The 16,071-nt window shown below is 68.2% G+C and carries 14 protein-coding genes; 5 read left to right on the top strand and 9 right to left on the bottom strand.

Going from position 1 to position 16,071, the window contains the following annotated elements:
* Positions 1–635 precede the first annotated feature (635 nt).
* The 8 genes from QH196_RS28095 to QH196_RS28060 form a co-directional block, all read right to left on the bottom strand.
* Positions 636–1,382 (bottom strand): hypothetical protein, encoded by a 747-nt coding sequence (locus QH196_RS28095; RefSeq protein ID WP_280418857.1) that lies wholly within the window; start codon positions 1,380–1,382, stop codon positions 636–638.
* 115 nt (positions 1,383–1,497) lie between these two features.
* Positions 1,498–2,334, bottom strand: a complete 837-nt coding sequence (locus QH196_RS28090; protein ID WP_280418856.1) for an enoyl-CoA hydratase/isomerase family protein — start codon at positions 2,332–2,334, stop codon at positions 1,498–1,500.
* 25 nt (positions 2,335–2,359) lie between these two features.
* The gene (locus tag QH196_RS28085; RefSeq protein WP_280418855.1) at positions 2,360–3,130 is read right to left on the bottom strand and encodes an SDR family NAD(P)-dependent oxidoreductase; all 771 of its coding nucleotides are present in this window, start codon (positions 3,128–3,130) and stop codon (positions 2,360–2,362) included.
* Positions 3,131–3,426: 296 nt separating this feature from the next.
* Positions 3,427–4,182: a hypothetical protein gene (locus QH196_RS28080; protein ID WP_280418854.1), complete on the bottom strand. Its 756-nt coding sequence runs from the start codon at positions 4,180–4,182 to the stop codon at positions 3,427–3,429.
* A gap of 49 nt (positions 4,183–4,231) precedes the next feature.
* Positions 4,232–5,959, bottom strand: coding sequence for an asparagine synthetase B family protein (locus QH196_RS28075; protein WP_280418853.1), 1,728 nt, complete (start codon positions 5,957–5,959; stop codon positions 4,232–4,234).
* Between the two features lie 9 nt (positions 5,960–5,968).
* Positions 5,969–6,451, bottom strand: coding sequence for a hypothetical protein (locus tag QH196_RS28070; RefSeq protein WP_280418852.1), 483 nt, complete (start codon positions 6,449–6,451; stop codon positions 5,969–5,971).
* A gap of 11 nt (positions 6,452–6,462) precedes the next feature.
* The gene (locus QH196_RS28065; RefSeq protein ID WP_280418851.1) at positions 6,463–7,230 is read right to left on the bottom strand and encodes a hypothetical protein; all 768 of its coding nucleotides are present in this window, start codon (positions 7,228–7,230) and stop codon (positions 6,463–6,465) included.
* Positions 7,215–8,252: a hypothetical protein gene (locus QH196_RS28060; protein ID WP_280418850.1), complete on the bottom strand. Its 1,038-nt coding sequence runs from the start codon at positions 8,250–8,252 to the stop codon at positions 7,215–7,217. Before QH196_RS28060 ends, QH196_RS28065 begins: the two co-directional genes overlap by 16 nt.
* A gap of 186 nt (positions 8,253–8,438) precedes the next feature.
* Between QH196_RS28060 and QH196_RS28055 the strand changes: the two genes are divergently transcribed.
* The 5 genes from QH196_RS28055 to QH196_RS28035 all read left to right on the top strand — a co-directional run bounded on the left by QH196_RS28055 (position 8,439) and on the right by QH196_RS28035 (position 15,205).
* On the top strand, positions 8,439–9,320 hold the full coding sequence (locus tag QH196_RS28055) for an LLM class flavin-dependent oxidoreductase (RefSeq protein ID WP_280418849.1): 882 nt from the start codon (positions 8,439–8,441) through the stop codon (positions 9,318–9,320).
* 303 nt (positions 9,321–9,623) lie between these two features.
* The gene (gene bla, locus QH196_RS28050) at positions 9,624–10,505 is read left to right on the top strand and encodes a class A beta-lactamase (protein WP_432279569.1); all 882 of its coding nucleotides are present in this window, start codon (positions 9,624–9,626) and stop codon (positions 10,503–10,505) included.
* A 457-nt stretch (positions 10,506–10,962) separates the two neighbouring features.
* Positions 10,963–12,552, top strand: a complete 1,590-nt coding sequence (locus QH196_RS28045; protein WP_280418848.1) for an N-acyl-D-amino-acid deacylase family protein — start codon at positions 10,963–10,965, stop codon at positions 12,550–12,552.
* Between the two features lies 1 nt (position 12,553).
* Positions 12,554–13,762: a YgeY family selenium metabolism-linked hydrolase gene (locus QH196_RS28040; RefSeq protein WP_280418847.1), complete on the top strand. Its 1,209-nt coding sequence runs from the start codon at positions 12,554–12,556 to the stop codon at positions 13,760–13,762.
* Positions 13,763–13,780: 18 nt separating this feature from the next.
* A complete protein-coding gene (locus tag QH196_RS28035) occupies positions 13,781–15,205 on the top strand; it encodes a sodium:solute symporter family protein (RefSeq protein WP_280418846.1) in 1,425 nt (474 codons plus the stop codon).
* Between the two features lie 41 nt (positions 15,206–15,246).
* On the opposite strand, the gene QH196_RS28030 is transcribed toward QH196_RS28035, so the two are convergent.
* On the bottom strand, positions 15,247–16,020 hold the full coding sequence (locus tag QH196_RS28030; protein WP_280418845.1) for a GntR family transcriptional regulator: 774 nt from the start codon (positions 16,018–16,020) through the stop codon (positions 15,247–15,249).
* Positions 16,021–16,071 lie beyond the last annotated feature (51 nt).

Here is a 16,071-nt window from a genome sequence, read left to right as displayed (position 1 = left end):
GCTCTGCGGGTGGCTCTGCGGGTGGCTCTGCGGGTGGTTCCGCGGGTGGTTCCGCGGGTGGTTCCGCGGGTGGGTCTGCGGGTGGCTCTGCGGGTGGTTCCGCGGGTGGTTCCGCGGGTGGCTCTGCGGGTGGTTCCGCGGGTGGCTCTGCGGGTGGCTCTGCGGGTGGTTCTGCGGGTGGTTCTGCGGGTGGTTCCGCGGGTGGCTCTGGATCTCGGAGCGGTTCCGGTAGTGGCTCGAGGTCGGGCGATGGTTCAGGTAAGAAGATGGGAATGCCTACGAAGGTCGGCCTGGTGGCCGCGGCGGGTGCTGGAATCTACGTTGCGGGCGACCAGTTGGGATTCGGGGGCGATACTCCTGAAACTCCCGAGACGCCCAAAACCCCAGAAGCGCCGCAACCCCCTGCAGAGCCTCCTGCTGAGGAGGAGGAGAACCCATATGAGGAGGATCCGAACTCCGAGAGGGACAACGAGTACGGGGGCGGCGGCGATGATCCCTACTTCGGCGGGCCGAACGATGCCGGCACAGGAGATCCCAGTGCGGAGCAGCCCGGCAGCGGGCAATCCGAATCCGGTGGCGACGATCTGGGTGATCTCGGGTTGGGTGATCTCGGCTTGGGTGGTTCGGGTGATGGTTCAGGTGCCGATGGCGGCGAATCGGGCCTCTTCGGGCCCGATGGTCTCGGCTCGGGTGAACTCTCGGCGGACGAACTCGGTTCCGGTACGGATAAATCGGATGATTCCGGCGGAGCGGATGATTCCGACTCGAGTCCAAGCCCCGAACCGAGCCCGAGTCCCAGTCCGACACCCACGCCGGCGCCGGCGGCCGGTGGCGGCGGTCTCGGGAACATCATGCCGCTCGCGGTGATGGCTAGCATGATGTCCGGCCTGGGTGACAAAGGAGCTGAGGACAACAGCAAAGACGACGAGTCCGATAAGGACGAACCGAAGCCGCCGCCTTCCGCACAGGCTCCCGATCCGGGCCCGCCGCCGACCGGTGGACCTCCTGCTGAGGGTGAGCCTCCTGCCGAGGGTGAGCCACCGGGTGAAGGTGAGCCTCCTGCTGAGGGTGAGCCACCGGGTGAAGGTGAGCCTCCTGCTGAGGGTGCGCCTCCAGGGGAAGGTGAGCCTCCTGCCGACGGTGTGCCTCCTGGCGAGGGGGCATCTCCCGGCGGAGGTGAGCCTCCTGCCGAAGGGGGACCGCCAGCCGAGGGTGAGCCACCGGCTGAAGGTGAACCGCCGGCCGAAAGCGCGCCGACGGCGGACGGTGATCCCGCCGAGGCCGAGAGCACCGAGGACGGGGCTTCCGAAGGACCGCCCGCGACGAGTGAGCCACCGGTAGCGGATTATCAGCCGGTTCCCCCGCCGGAGGTCCGCACTCAACCTCGGGATGGTTCGGCCTGACGACCGTGGCAGCCGGGGACGGATCTGCCGGGGCGGTGTGGTGAAAGGCGGCCCGTCGAAGAAGTACCGACGGGCCGCCGAGCACTCGCGGGCCTTACAGCGGGCCCCACCTGAATTCGGTGCTTTCCCGGAAGGCGGCGAAGGAGGTGTCGAGTTCGCCGGTGGCGCTGCACATCACCTGGGTGCGATTCTCGATATCGAGGGCGTGCCGGAGGCTGGGGGAGTCCACGGTCTGCCACATGGTTTCCTTCGTCATCCAGACCGCGAGTGGGGAGTGGCGGGCGATTTCCTCGGCTTTGGCGACGGCGCGGTCGAGGAGGTCGTCGGTGCCGGTCACCTCGAGTACGAGGCCCATGCGTTCGGCTTCGTGGGCGTCGAATATGCGGCCGGTGAGCAGGAGTTCGGCCGAACGGGACGCGCCGACCAGGCGTGGTAGGTGGTAGCTGGTGCCCATATCGCAGGCCGAGATGCCGTGCCGGATGAATACGGCGCCGAAACTTGCCGCGGGACTCGCGAACCGGATATCGCAGGCCAGTGCCAGGGCGAATCCGCCGCCGACCGCGGCGCCGTTCACGGCGGCGATCACCGGCTGGCGGAGGCGGTGGATTTTCTCGAAGGCCGAGGCCATCAGTTCCTGGGAGGCGTAGATCCGGGCCACCGGGGAGTGGACCGCACCCAGCAGGGCAGCGGTAGGTGTGGCGTCCGTGGCGGTGAAATCTTCGGGTTGCGCTTTGAGGTCGGCGCCGGCGGAGAAGCCGGCGACGGAGCCGGTGATGACGACGGCGCGGATGTCGGGCTTTCCGTTCACTTCGTCGAGCACGGTGTGCAATTCGGCGACCGTCTGGTTGTCGAGGGCGTTACGCCGGTGCGGGCGGTCGATCGTCAGGACGACAACGCCCGAGGGCAGGTATTCGGTGGCGAGCTGGGACACGGTTCGGGCCTTTCCGGAAGCGGACTCAGCGGGCGACGGTGCCGCCGTCGACCAGGAAGGTCTGGCCGGTGATGAAACTGCCTGCGTCGGAGCACAGCAGCAATGCCGCCCCGACCATTTCGTCGGGTTCGGCGAGGCGGCCCAGCAGGGACCCGCGGGCCATCGCCTCGATGAACTCGGGCGGGTTCTTCCGGACCATATCGGTATCCACCGCGCCGGGTGCCAGGGCGTTGACGCGGATACCGTCGGCGGCGAATTCGGCGGCCATGGAGCGGGTGAACGACAGCAGCGCGGACTTGCCCGCCGCGTACATCGACAGTGCGGGCGCGAACTGCATCGCCGCGACCGAGCCGAAGTTGAGCACGGCCGCGTGCTTACTGGCCCGCAGATACGGTAGCGCCGCCTGGACGAGGAACAACGGTCCTTTCACGTTGACCCCGAACGATTTGTCGACCGCCTCCGGCTGCATACTGCCCAGGGATTGCGCGAGTGCGTTGGCGGCGTTGTTGACGACGATATCGAGACCACCGAAGGTCTGCACCGTGGTCTCCACCAGGTCGTGCAGTGCGCCCACCTCGCCGAGATGGGTCGGAACGCCGATGGCTTCGGCGCCGAGTTCCCGCAGCCGGGACGCTGCGGTGTCGCACGCCTCGGGTTTACGGCTGGCGACCACGATATTCGCGCCCGCGCAGGCGAAACCCTCGGCCAGTGCCAGCCCGATACCGCGGGTCCCGCCGGTGATGATCGCGGTCCGGCCGCTCAGGTCGAACAACTTCTGGTAGGAGTCCTTGTCCACTCCGGCCACCTTCTCGCTCTCCGGGCGGAACCGCCCGCCACTGACTACAGCCGCAGTCAGTTGTATCAGCACGCGAGGGCACACGTGCGCGACTTCGGCACCGGCGGGACTCGCGATGAATTGCACCGACCTGAGATCGGCCGGTTGGCCGACTGCGGCCCGGCACGCACCGATGCCCCGGCGCACACGCCGTCGGACGGCCTTCCTGGGCGGTGTTGTCGCCTAGCGGGGTGCGACGACAGCATCGACCGATCGCGCGCGGGAAATCACCGGTAGTTTCCGGACCGGACAGGGCTTCAGTGATCGGTGGGGACGGTGTCGATGCAGGTCGCGGCGGAGGGGAGTTCGTCGGCGAGGAATACGGTCTGGGCCATCATCTTGTAACCCGACATCTGCTCGCGGAAGACCTCGATGGATTCTTCCGGGTGCACCGAATCGATCACCGCGTGCGGGCCTATCGCGTTGAACTGGTGGCTGACCCCGCGCGGTATCTGCATATCCACGAACGAGCACGGCGGCACGATCAGGTTGTATCGGGTGCGATGCACGCCGGTGGGGGTGTCGGGGAGGTCGTCTTCGAAGGTGGCCGGGCGGAACGGTGTCACGCCGGGAACATCGGTGATGGCGAAGGGGGAGAGACTGCCGACCCGGATGCGGGTGCCGGGGCCGGTCATCATCCGCACGAAGCGCAGTCCGGTGTGCAGGTGCATCCGGGAGCAGATATCGCGTTCGGCGACATCGTAGAAGTCCATGATGTAGCGGTCGGCGAAGAATCCGGCGAACGGTTTCTCGATCATGTACACATCGCCCTCCTCGAAAGTCTGGGAGCGGACGATGCCGTCGGAGTCCGGGGTCGTAGCCGCCGCGCTCTGTCCGGCGCGGGTGACGATATCGGCGAAGGCGTTCACCACCGCCAGCGCGACCGGCTCCGGGAACTGCGCGACCGGGGTGACGGCATTACGGCCCGCGTCCTGGAACGTGGCGACGTCGTGGATTTCGTTGTCGTCGTCGGCCTGCTGTTTGAGCGGGGTGGGATTCTGCGGGGCGGACATCGTTCGGGGACTCCTGGTTTCGGACAGTGACACAAGCGGCGCGGAAAGTTCAGGGGCCCACCTCGAAAGAGCGCAACCACAGCTCGAGGGTGAGGACCAGCCACAGCTTGCCGCCGTGCCGCGGCAGCAGGGAGCCGTCACCGCGCAACCAGGCGCGCAGGGTATCGGCGCGGAACAGGTCGCGGGCCCGCGCGCTGGGGCCGAAGAGCAGGTCGTTGCCGAGGTCGGCGAGCGGGCCGGTGAGCCACTGCTGCACCGGAACCCGCATTCCGCTTTTCGGCCGGTCGACAATGGTTGCGGGCAGCAGATCGCGGACGGATTCCTTCAGAATCCATTTCTCTGTGGTTCCGGCAAGTTTCAGGTTCGCCGGTATCCGGAACGAATAGTCGATGACCGCACGGTCGAACAGCGGGGCGCGACCCTCCACTCCGCTGGCGGCGGTGAGCCGCTCCACTTTGGTGAGGATGTGGTGCGCTCCTTTGGTGCGCAGGTTGGTGTGCAGGAGTTGATTGAGCAGGCCGGTCATCCGGCCCTGCTGCAGGTACGGGGTCAGCAGGTCGGTCAGCGGTGGTGCGTCCGATAGTTCGGCGAGTACTGCGCCGGTGAGCAGGACGGGCAGATCGCCGTGGCATTTGCGGTAGCTGTCGAGATACGCGCGGGCGCGGGCCTGCGGGCCGGGATCGTCGCGGAACAGTTCGAAGATCAGCATCGGCAGGTTCTTCGGGCCGCCGAATACCGGATCCCCGCCCTCACCGTTGAGGATGGTGGTGGCGCCGTCGGCCGCGGCGGCCTCGGCAAGCAGCAGGTTCGGCACGGTCAGCGGATCACCGACCGGGCAGTCCAGCAGCGAAACGGTATGCGCGAGCCGGTCGGCGACGGCGGCCCCGGGCACGGTGAGGACCCGGTGATCGGTGTGGCAGTGGGTGGCGACCAGGCCCGAATAGGCGAGCTCGTTCGGGGTGGTGCCGTCGAATCCGATCGAATACGACCGCACCGGGTGCTCGTGCAGTTTTGTGGCCAGCGCGGTGACCAGGCTGCTGTCGATACCGCCGGACAGCAGGACGGCGACCGGTTCGCCGGCCGGTAATCGCCGCGCGGTCGCGCTTTCGAGGAGCTCACGCAACCGCTGCGCGTGTTCGCGTGCGGGCTGGTCCTCGGTGTGTTCCGCGGGCTCCCAGAAGATCTGCTCATCGACCGAACCGTCGCACCGCAGCCGCAGGCACCGGCCGGGCAGCACCTCGTGGATTCCGCGCAGCAGGGTTTCCGATCCCGGCAGATAGGCGAAGGTGAGGAACGAGCGCACCGCGGGCAGATGCAGTCCGGTGTCGAGTTCGGGCCAGCGTCGCAGGGCCCGTAGCGAGGTCGCCGCCGCCCAGTGGCCGCGGGCGCGGGCATGGAACAGGGTGCGGGCGCCGACGTGGTCGCGGACCAGTACCAGTTCGGTGCCGGTGGAGATCGCGAGGGCGAACATTCCGTCGGCAGCGGCCAGACCCGCGGTGCCGAAACGCGCATAACAGGCCAGCAGCAGGAGCCCGTCGGCGCAATCGGGTGGCGGGGCGTCCCTGCCCAGTCGCCTGCGCAGTTCCGCGGCGTTGAACAGGGTGACTTCACCTATTGCCGTCAGATCGAGCCAGGTGAAGGGGCCTTCGGCCTGACCCGGTTCGCCGGGAAGCAGCCCGAAGGCGCTGCGGCCCGATACCGAAACCGGGTCGCCGCCGGCCGCGCGTACCTGCGCGACCGGGTCGTGCTCTGTCAGGAAGGCGCACCATCGGCTCACTGCTGCTCCTCAGCCGAAATCGCCGTCGGAATCGGCGTCGCCGCCCCATTCGCCGTATTCACCGGAGCCGTCAGTGGCCGCGGCCGGGTATTCTTCGGCGGCAAGGCGTAGTTCTTCTTCCTGCTCGGGGGAAAGCGAGTCCGGTGGCGCGATGAGGCTGCCCACCAGCACCACCCCTGCCGCGGCGGCGAGGATCCCGCCGAGCCGACCGCCGAACGACGATCGGTTGGCGGTCAGTGTGCCGTCGCCCCACAGGGTTCGGCCGTAACCCGCCTCACGCCCATAGACGACGCGGCCGTCGCCGTAGGTGCGTTTGATCAGGTGCCGGCCCAGCGGCTCGTCGGTGCCGGTGGCGTCGCTGTCGTCGCGCCACGACACCGTCCCGTCCGGTCCGCGGGAGCGCCATTCCTGGCGGCCGTCGGAATACCTGCGGTGCACTGTCCGGTCGGCCAACAGCTCGTCGGTGTAGGTGATCTCGTTGCGTGCGCGCATATTCGGCTCCTTCATGCGGCGGGCCAGGTGAGAAAGCCCGTCCGCCGGGCGCGGCGGATATCGATCGAGGTGCCGGCGGGCCGCGGCACATCGCGGACCAGCCGGTGGACACTGCGCAACAGGACCGCGGGATTCACCGATTCCACCTCGACGGCCCGGCCCCGGCCGGTGGTGCGGATATGGGTCAGGTGCAGAGGCGTGGTCTGGGGCGGGCGCAAGCCGATCGGCACGATATCGACCCCCTCGGGAATGTCGGTCAGGGTGGGTAACCGGTCCGGGAAGGCGAGCTCTGCCGGGGCCGCGTCGTGCAGGACGTAGACGGTGCCGTGCGCGCGGGCGAGCATCGCCGTGATTCCCGGAGCGAGCGGTAGTTCCGTGGCACTCACCACCGGGCACGCCGATTCCATCGGTATCCCGTTGGCGCGCAACATGGCCGCGACCGCCGTGGAACGGCAGACCAGCAGCCGCGGCAGGCCGTAATCGAAGAGATCCGGTTCCGGGGTGTGCGCACCTACGACGGCCGGGCGGGCCGGTGGCGGGCCGAGCAGTCCGGGTACCTCGCCGATACGGTCCAGTGCCGCCCGGAAAACGCGGTACGGCACCACCGGCGGAACCGTGAACGCGGGTCGGCGCGGTAGCCGGTGCGCCGGCAGCACCGTGCGGCACAGCTCGTAGTACAGCTGCCGCTCGGTGAACAGCAGTCCGTTCGGCGCCGCGGCCCGTGCGGCGGCGACACGTAGGAGGCGGTCCCACGCGCCGGCCATCACGCCGCCGGCCATGTCAAGAACCCCGTCTGCCGCGCCGCACGCCGTTCGGCATCGGTTTCGTCCTCGAGTTTTTCGGCCGCCCGCGAGACGACCGCGATGAGCCGCGCCGGTGGGATCGCCGCGATCGGCGACCACCACCCGTCCGCGAGCCAGTCGATTTCCCGCTGGGTGAGCCCCACGGAGTGCAGATAAGAGATGCGGTCGCCGTCCGGTGGCCGCTCGCGTAGCCGGATAGCGGAATCGTTGTCCAGCACCGCGCGTGGGGCCAGGCCGAGGATCCGTACCCGGTCCCCGAGGCTCAGCCGCGCGGCTCTTGCGGTGGCGAATCCTTGCAGGCTGGCATCGTGCAGCAGCAGCACCGGGACGCCGGCCGGAGCGTTCTCGATCCGGTCGGACAGCGCCATATCGTAGGCCTGCGGGATACCGTTGGCCGCAAGGCACGCCCGCACGCTGGGATCGGCGCAGACCAGGGCAACCCGGGGCTGCTCGATCACCGGAATCGGAACCTGCTGCTCGTCGAGGATGCCCGGCGGGAATTCGCCGTAGACGCTGACCCAGCGGCCGATCACATCCGTCCGGAACCCATACGCGGTCACCGGCATCGCGATCCGGGTGCGCCGCCGGAACAACGGCCGGCAGGCATAGATCACCGCCACGCCCCCTGCCAGGGCGACGGCACCGGCCAGAAGCACTTTCCAGAACACGAAAGGCCCGCTCCACCCCTGGATACCGCTGAGCAGGCACAGGATGTAGGTAGCCAGAACAGTGAGTAACCCCCAAGCCCCGATTACACCGCCGATATAACGGTCCAGTTCGGGTAATCGCCGCCGTGCTGCCGCATACCAGAGCTGCGTCACGGTGGCCGACAGGCCGCGACCGGCCGACAGCCGTTCGGTCAGCGACCGTAACCGCAGATCGTGCAGGCCCAGCGGCTCCGCTTTGGGGTCGAGCGCGAACTCACGCCCGCATTTGGAGCACCGGTGATCGGTGCGTTCCCGGCGCAGCAAACTCCCGCTGCAATGCGGACAGATCATTTGTCCGTCCTCTCTCCGGCGCACGCACCAGCAGGTCGTGCTTCGTTCTCGCGGCAGGTCTGAATGACCGCTCTTCAACATTTAGCACGGAAATGCGAACACTTCGTGGCCGATATGGCCCAGGTCGTCGTATCGGGTCGGAACGTGTTCTTGCGGAGGCCGGGGGCGGTGCCCGATGCTGGGGCGATGGATATCGGGATCGCGCTGCCCACCATGTGCCGAGGCTATGACCGGGCGGCCACCGTCGAATGGTCGCGTCTCGCGGATGAGGGGCCGGTCTCCAGTATCTCCTGCGGGGAACGGATGACCTACCACAATCCCGAAATGTGGACGACGATGGCGGCCGCGGCCGCGGTCACCGAACGAGTGCGTATATTCGCGAACCTTTCTGTGCTGCCTGCTCATCCGGTACCGCTGGTGGCCAAACAGGCCGCGACGATCGATGTGCTGTCCGCGGGCCGCTTCACTCTCGGTGTCGGCGTCGGCGGGCGGGGTGGCGACTACCGCAGCCTCGGCGCCGACTCCGAACGCCGCCACGAACGGCTCGACCGGGCGGTCGCCGAACTACGGTCGCTGTGGGCGGGTGAGCCGCCGTTCGACGGTGCCGATCCCGTCGGCCCGCCGTGCGTCCAGGCCGGGGGCCCGCCCGTGCTCGCCGGGGCGCTCGGCCCCAAATCGCTGGCCCGCGCGGCACAGTGGGCCGACGGGGTGGTGTCCTTCAGTGTGGGCGGGGTGCCGGGGGAGATCGCGTGGTCCGCCGAGGCCGCCCGCCGCGCCTGGGCCGACGCGGACCGCGCAACGCCCCGGCTGGTGAGCGGTTGTTTCTACACTCTGGGAATTCCGGACGCCCAGCCGATCCTGCACAGCTTCACCGCGGAATACCTGGACTTTCTCGGCTCCGGCAATGCCACGGCGGCCGCGGCAGCCATGAAGACCTGCGACGCCGACGCACTGCACCGGACGCTGGACGCGGCGGAAGCGGCCGGGCTCGACGAGTTCATCCTGGTCCCCGGCTCGGCCGACCGCGCCGTCCTGGATGCGACCCTGGAACTCATCGCCGCCCGCTGAAGCCGGCGGCCGGTCACCGCGCTACCCGCCGCTCGGGAAGCGCCGGGCCATATGGGTCGAGCCGGACATGCGTCCTGGGGTCGCCGTCATTGCTCCGGCCCCGCAGTGATCCAGTCGGCATCGAGTCGTGGACACAACCCTGGCCTGCGTCGATATCGAACACGACTCGTACCCGGCGGATCGCCCTATTTGCGGTGACCGGCCGGCCGGTGATGTTCTGCGGCGGTGACCTACCCACTTCTCACCCAGCTCATTCCGCGGAACCGGAGACGATTCCTGGCCGCCGCCCTGGCGGTATCCGCGCTGTCGTTCACGACTGCCTGCGATTCTTCACCGGGTACCACCGCGACGTCGGAACCGGCGAGTGTCAGCGCCCCGGCGGCCACCACCCGAGCTTTCGCAGACCTCGAGCAGGCCCACGGCGCCCGGTTGGGTGTTTTCGCTGTCGATACCGCTACCGGCCGCAGCGTCGCGTACCGCCCGGACGAGCGTTTCCCGATGGCGTCCACGTTCAAGGGTCTCGCCTGCGGTGCCCTCCTGCACGAACATCCGCTGTCATCGGGCTTCTTCGACCAAGTGATCCACTATCGGCCGGATGAACTCGTCGAATACTCCCCGGTGACCGAACAGCACGTCGACACCGGGATGACGGTCGCCGACCTCTGCCACGCGGCGATCACCGTCTCCGACAACACCGCCGGCAATCAGATCCTGAAACTCCTGGGCGGCCCCGCCGGTTTCACCGCGTTCCTGCGTTCGATCGGCGACGACACCTCGCGACTGGACCGCTGGGAAACCGAACTCAACACCGCCGTCCCCGGCGATGAACGCGACACCACCACACCGTCCGCGCTGGCCGCCGACTACCGCACGCTCGTCGTCGGCGATACCCTCCCGGCACCTGAACGCGAACAGCTGAAATCCTGGCTCATCGCCACGAGTTCGGGGGCGGACCGTATCCGCGCCGGCCTGCCCGCCGACTGGACCGTCGGCCACAAAACCGGAACCCCCGCCTACGGTTCCGCGCTCGATATCGCCATCGCCTGGCCCCCGGGCCGCGCCCCCTTGGTCATCGCCGTGCTCAGCACCAAACCGGAGCAGGACGCCGAACCCGACAGCGCCCTGCTCGCCGCCGCCACCCGGGCGGCCGTAGCCGAACTGGGAGCCGGCGAAACCGGCCGCTGATACGGATATACCGCTCTCACCGGAATGCCTACGCGGGCAGACCCGGTGGGTAGCGCGTCGCGGCGGGCCGCACATTTACGAGGCAACCTTCCCCGGGTACCGGCCACCACGCCGGACGCGGTGCCCGGCACACTCGTGTGCGCCCGCCGCTCCAGGTCACGCCGACCATCGCCCGCCGGTGATCCCGGCCGTCACGCTCGCCGCGATAGATGACGTTTCGTTGTGCGGGAGCCACGGTCCGGGACGCGGGGGCTCGTGCCGACGTTCGGTGCACCACGTTGATGGTCGTGAGAGAGCGTTTCCGAGTCGGTGATCGGACCCCGGCGCTGTCTCCGCGGCGCCGGGCCGAACGACCGGGTGCACGTAACCATCATGTTTCTTCCTCCTCCGGAACTCTTCCCCAGGCCGGACCCTTGTGTTAGAACTCATGTCAGTTGTCATACAAATTGGAGGAACTGTGGAAGCGGCCCTGCTCATCACCGATGCCGAGGTTGTCGACGAAACAGGAGTCCGGACCGCCGACGTAGCCGTCGAAGGGGGACGTATCGTCGCGGTGGCGCCGCGGCTTCCGGTGGAATCCGCAGGTGAGCGCATCGACGGCACCGGCCGCCTACTGCTGCCGGGGTTCATCGACCTGCACGCCCACTCCGCCCTGCGCCCGTTCGACGACCCGCTGCTCACACCGAAGATCGCGCAGGGTTTCACCACCGAACTGATCTGCCCCGACGGCCTCGGCCCCGCGCCGATCACCGACGCGACCCTCACGAGCCGCCGCAGCTACCTGCGAGGCCTGGAGCCCAGCACCTCCGCTCCGTGGACCTGGCGGAGCATGGGCGAATACCTGGACACCCTGCAACAGGCCCGGCCCGCCGCCAATATGGTGGCCTGCGTTCCGCACAGCGCGGTCCGCGAAGCGGTGATGGGCAATGCCGACCGCCGGCCCGACGCCCGCGAGATGGCGGCGATGAAAGACCTCGTCGAGGAATCGCTGGCCGCAGGCTGCCGCGCGGTCTCGTTCGGCATGATCTACGCGCCCGGCCTGTACGCCGATACCGCGGAACTCATCGGTATCGCCGAAGCCGCCGCCCGATTCGACGTTCCGCTGGTACCGCATGTCCGCAACGAGGCCGCGGGTGTGCTCGATTCGATCGCCGAGTTCGTCCGGGTCTGCGAACACACCGGCGCACCGCTGCACGTCTCGCACGTGAAGCTCGTCGGCGTCCCCGAACTGCTCTCCGACCTCATCGACCTGCTGAGTTCGGCGCAGGACCGGATCCGGCTCACCTTCGACCAATACCCCTACGGTGCCGGTAGCACCCTGTTGAGCGCACTTCTGCCGCCGTACGCCTTCGACGGTGGTCCGGTCGTGACGCTCGAACGGGTCCGCGACCCCGCGGAACGGGAGCGGATGTGCCGGGATATGCACCGCGGGCTGCCCGGATGGGAGAACCTGTTCGGCGCCTGCGGGCCGGAGAACATCGTGGTCACCCAGGCCGGCGCGCCCCGCGAGGCGGCGGTGAGCAAAACGGTCGCCCGGATCGCCGGAGAGACCGGAACCGATCCGGCTTTCGCGGTGCTGGACCTGCTCGCCGATACCGCCTTGGACGCGGCCATGATCGACCACTACTCCGCCGAGGAGGTCGTGCGCGAAATCTTCGTCCGCTCGGGCGCGCTGGTCGGATCCGACGGCGTTTTCAACCCACATCCGCACCCGCGGCTCTACGGAACCGCACCGAAAGTGCTGGGTCGTTTCGCCTTGCGGGACAAGCTGATCACGCTGCCCGAAGCGGTGAACCGGCTGGCGGCCGGACCGGCCCGGCTCCTCGGGCTCGACGACCGGGGTGCGGTCGCCGAGGGCCGGCGCGCAGATCTGGTGCTGATCGACCCGCGGCGATACGTGGACACCGCGACCTACGCCGAGCCGCACAACACCCCGCCGGGCGTCGAACTGGTGACGGTCGGCGGTGAAACGGTCTGGCGGTCCGGCGAACACACCGGCCGGCGGCCCGGAACCGTCACCGGCGGCACCGTGCAGGGAGACGACTGAGATGCGCGGCGAGGTGGCGAACCAGCGAATCGACCGAGACAGGCTGCGGGACTTCTTGTTACGCCTTGTTGCGGCACGCAGTCCGGCGACAGCGGAACAACCCGCGGTCCGGGTGCTGTCGGAGGAACTGACCGCGCTGGGCTTCGATGTCACCACCGACGACTGGGGCAATGTGCTCGGCACGCTGCGTTTCGGTGCGGGTCCGGTGGTGCTGGTGGACTGCCACCTGGACACGGTGGAGGTGACCGACCCGGACCGGTGGTCGCACAGTCCCTGGGGTGAGGTGGCCGACGGGGTGGTCTACGGCCGCGGCACGGTCGATATGAAAGGCGCGCTGGCGGCGGCCGTGTACGGTGCGGCGGCGTTGCCGGCCGGTTTGCGCGGCACGATCGTCGTCGCGGGAACTGTCTGCGAGGAGCTGGTCGAAGGTCCCGCGCTGAGCCGGGTGCTGGAGCAGGTGCGGCCGGATGTGGTCGTGATCGGCGAACCGTCCGCGAATCGGCTGATGCTCGGCCAGCGCGGCCGGGCCGAGGTGAAGATCGAGGTGATCGGGCGGTCGAGTCATTCGGCCTACCCGGAGGCGGGGGTGAACGCCGCCGAAGTGATGGCCGATGTGATCACCGCCGTCCGCGACCTGGAGTTCCCGCAGCACCCGGACCTCGGACCGGCCATGATCGCCCTGACCAATCTCAAATCCGCACCGTATCCGAATGTTTCGGTCGTCCCCGACCGGTGCGTCGCGACCTACGACCGGCGCACGGTACTCGGCGAATCCGCGGCCGATGTGCTCGAGCCGATACGTGCGCTGGGGGAGCGGATAGCCCGGACCGCCGGGGCCCGGGTGGCTGTCGAACTCGCCCGCAGCAGTTTCACCACCTGGACCGGAGTCGATGTGTGCACCGAATCTTTCGCTCCGGCGTGGTGTGTACGGGCGACGGAATGGCCTGCTGCGCAGGTTATCCGGGAATTCGAGGCGGCCGGCTTGGCGGCTCGGCCCGGCTACTACCAGTTCTGCACCAACGGGTCGGCCAGCGCGGGCCGGCACGGAATTCCCACGCTCGGTTTCGGGCCCGGCGACCCCGGCCGGGCCCACACCACCGACGAATGCCTCGCCCTCGACGACCTGTACCTGGGTGCCCACGGCTACGCCGTGCTGCTGCAGGCCTTGCTCGCCGCGGAAATCGGACAGTCTGCGCCCGAGCAGCTCTGAATATCGAAGGAACGACACATGAACGCGACCGTTATCACCATCATGGTGGTCTATCTGGCCATCATGATCGGTATCGGCCTGTACGCCCGGACCCGGATCAAGGACAGTACCGACTATCACCTCGCCGGGCGCCGGCTGGGCGTGTTCATGATGGCCGGAACCCTGGCCGCCACCGAGATCGGCGGCGGTAGTTCGGTCGGTGTGGCCAGCAAGGCCTACGGTGATTGGGGGCTTTCGGCCGGGTGGTATGTGGTCGCGGCCGGTATCGGCATTCTGCTGGTGTCGTTCGTGGCTCCGGCAATGCGCCGGACCATGGCGGTCACCGTTCCCGAGGTGATCGGCCGGCGTTACGGACCTGCCGCACAGACGATGTCGGCGGTGCTCGGCAGTGTCGCACTGGTGGCGCTGACGGCGGTGCAGATCACCGCGACGGCGACCATCGTCTCCACCCTGGGCGGTATCAGCCTGACCTGGTCGATCGCGTTCACCGGGGTCGCGGTCATCTTCTACACCTGGATCGGCGGGATGTGGAGCGTCACGCTCACCGATTTCGTGCAGTTCTTCCTGATTGTCGGCGGATTCGCGGTGGCCATTCCGTTCGCCCTGCACAACGCGGGCGGCTGGGACAATGTCGTGGACAACCTTCCCGAGGGTCAGCTCGGATTCACCAAGATCGGGTGGCCGACCATCATCGGCCTGGTCGTGCTCTACTTCATGACCTTCTCCACCGGCCAGGAGGCCGTGCAGCGCTACTACTCCGCCCGAACACCCCGCACCGCGGTACTCGGTTCGCTGCTGTGCGGCACATTGATGTCGCTGTACGCGTTCATTCCGGCGGTGCTGGGGCTGATCGCGCTGGCGGTCTACCCCGATATCGACCCGAACAATGCGCTGGCCACGGTGTCGGTGGGATTGCTGCCCTCGCTGATCGCCGGTCTGCTGCTGAGTGCCGTGGTTTCGGCGACGCTGTCCAGCGCCAGCGGCAATATGCTCGGCTCCTCGACCATCTTCATCAAGGATCTGCTACCCAAGCTCGGCGGCAAGGTCACCGACGACAACGAGCTGACGTACAGCCGGATCGGGGTGCTTGTCGTGGGAGTGCTCGCCACGCTGATCTCGCTGTGGAGCCAGGCCATCATCCCGCTGCTGGTGTTCGCGTTCACGATGCGGTCGGCGGGCCCCTTCTCCGCCTTCATGTTCGCGCTGCTGCTGAAGAAGACCAGCCGGCTCGCCGGTGTCGTCTCCATCATCGTCGGCACCGTCTGCGGGTTCGTATGGGAACTGTCCGGTGAACCGTTCGCCGTCGCGGCCATCATCTTCGGCAGCCTGTGCGGTCTCGCGTCGTTCCTGCTGATCCATATGATCGACGCGCGCCGCGGGAAGCTGGTGCCGGACGCGTACGGACCGGAGGCCGATAAGCAGCCGGTTCCCGTGGCTCCCTAGCGGAATCGCCCCGCCGCCCGGCCGGGTGGCGGGGCGCGCCGTCAGCTTTCGCGGCGGCGCCGCAACTGGAAACGGAACGTCTCGGGCGACAGCCAGGCCTCGCTGCGGTTGACAACCGCACCCAACGAATCGCGGGTCAGTTCGCTGAGTTGCAGCAGCGGGCTGGCGTCCTCACAATCCAGCCGGTCGCGCAGTTCGCCGGTGGCCACCACCGGGATCAGGGTGCAGTCGGAGTATTCCGCCAGCCCGTCGGCCAGCAGCAGATCCAGGACCGAACCGTCGAATCGGCGCCGCATCGTATCCAGCGGTAGCACCGATTCCGGGACGTAGTCGACAATCAGCGCGACCTTACGCGCATCGATGGTTTTGGTGCGGCTCACCACGGTGATCGGCCCCGGTTCGAAAATATCGGCCAGCGGATCGTCGTCCCGGTCGATCCGGGTGAATTCCAGGTCGGCGGTGCGGATTTCCTTACCGGACTGCTGGGCGAAGGTATCGAAGGACGAAAGCCGGTCGATACCCGAGCTGATCGATTCGGGTCGCGGCAGCACGATCGAACCCGACCCGCGCACGATCCGGATATAGCCCTGGTCCTTGAGGCTCTGCAGGGCGGCGCGGATCGTCACCCGGGACGCGCCGAACAGCCGGGACAGTTCGCTTTCCGAGGGCAGCCGGGCGCCTGCCGACAGCTTCCCGGACAGGATGAACTCGTTGAGGATGGCTTCCCGGATCTCCGCGTGCAGCTGGCGCCGGGAACGGATCCGGGAGATGTCGTCGCCGAGGCCCGCCGATTCGGCGGGGGCGCTGGTGGCCATCGCGGGAGCCCTTTCACTGTGCTGCGGTCGGACGGACGTGCGGGGACGCCT

The sequence above is a fragment of the Nocardia carnea genome (assembly GCF_029868325.1).
In the GTDB taxonomy this organism is placed as follows: Bacteria; Actinomycetota; Actinomycetes; order Mycobacteriales; family Mycobacteriaceae; genus Nocardia; species Nocardia carnea_C.
This window is presented reverse-complemented; position numbering and strand designations above follow the sequence as displayed.

Coding starts and splice junctions, on each gene's coding strand:
- QH196_RS28040 (WP_280418847.1), top strand. CDS start 12,554: ATGCGCGGCGAGGTGGCGAACCAGCGAATCGACCGAGACAGGCTGCGG.
- QH196_RS28035 (WP_280418846.1), top strand. CDS start 13,781: ATGAACGCGACCGTTATCACCATCATGGTGGTCTATCTGGCCATCATG.
- QH196_RS28065 (WP_280418851.1), bottom strand. CDS start 7,230: ATGGCCGGCGGCGTGATGGCCGGCGCGTGGGACCGCCTCCTACGTGTC.
- QH196_RS28070 (WP_280418852.1), bottom strand. CDS start 6,451: ATGCGCGCACGCAACGAGATCACCTACACCGACGAGCTGTTGGCCGAC.
- QH196_RS28060 (WP_280418850.1), bottom strand. CDS start 8,252: ATGATCTGTCCGCATTGCAGCGGGAGTTTGCTGCGCCGGGAACGCACC.
- QH196_RS28080 (WP_280418854.1), bottom strand. CDS start 4,182: ATGTCCGCCCCGCAGAATCCCACCCCGCTCAAACAGCAGGCCGACGAC.
- QH196_RS28055 (WP_280418849.1), top strand. CDS start 8,439: ATGGATATCGGGATCGCGCTGCCCACCATGTGCCGAGGCTATGACCGG.
- QH196_RS28030 (WP_280418845.1), bottom strand. CDS start 16,020: ATGGCCACCAGCGCCCCCGCCGAATCGGCGGGCCTCGGCGACGACATC.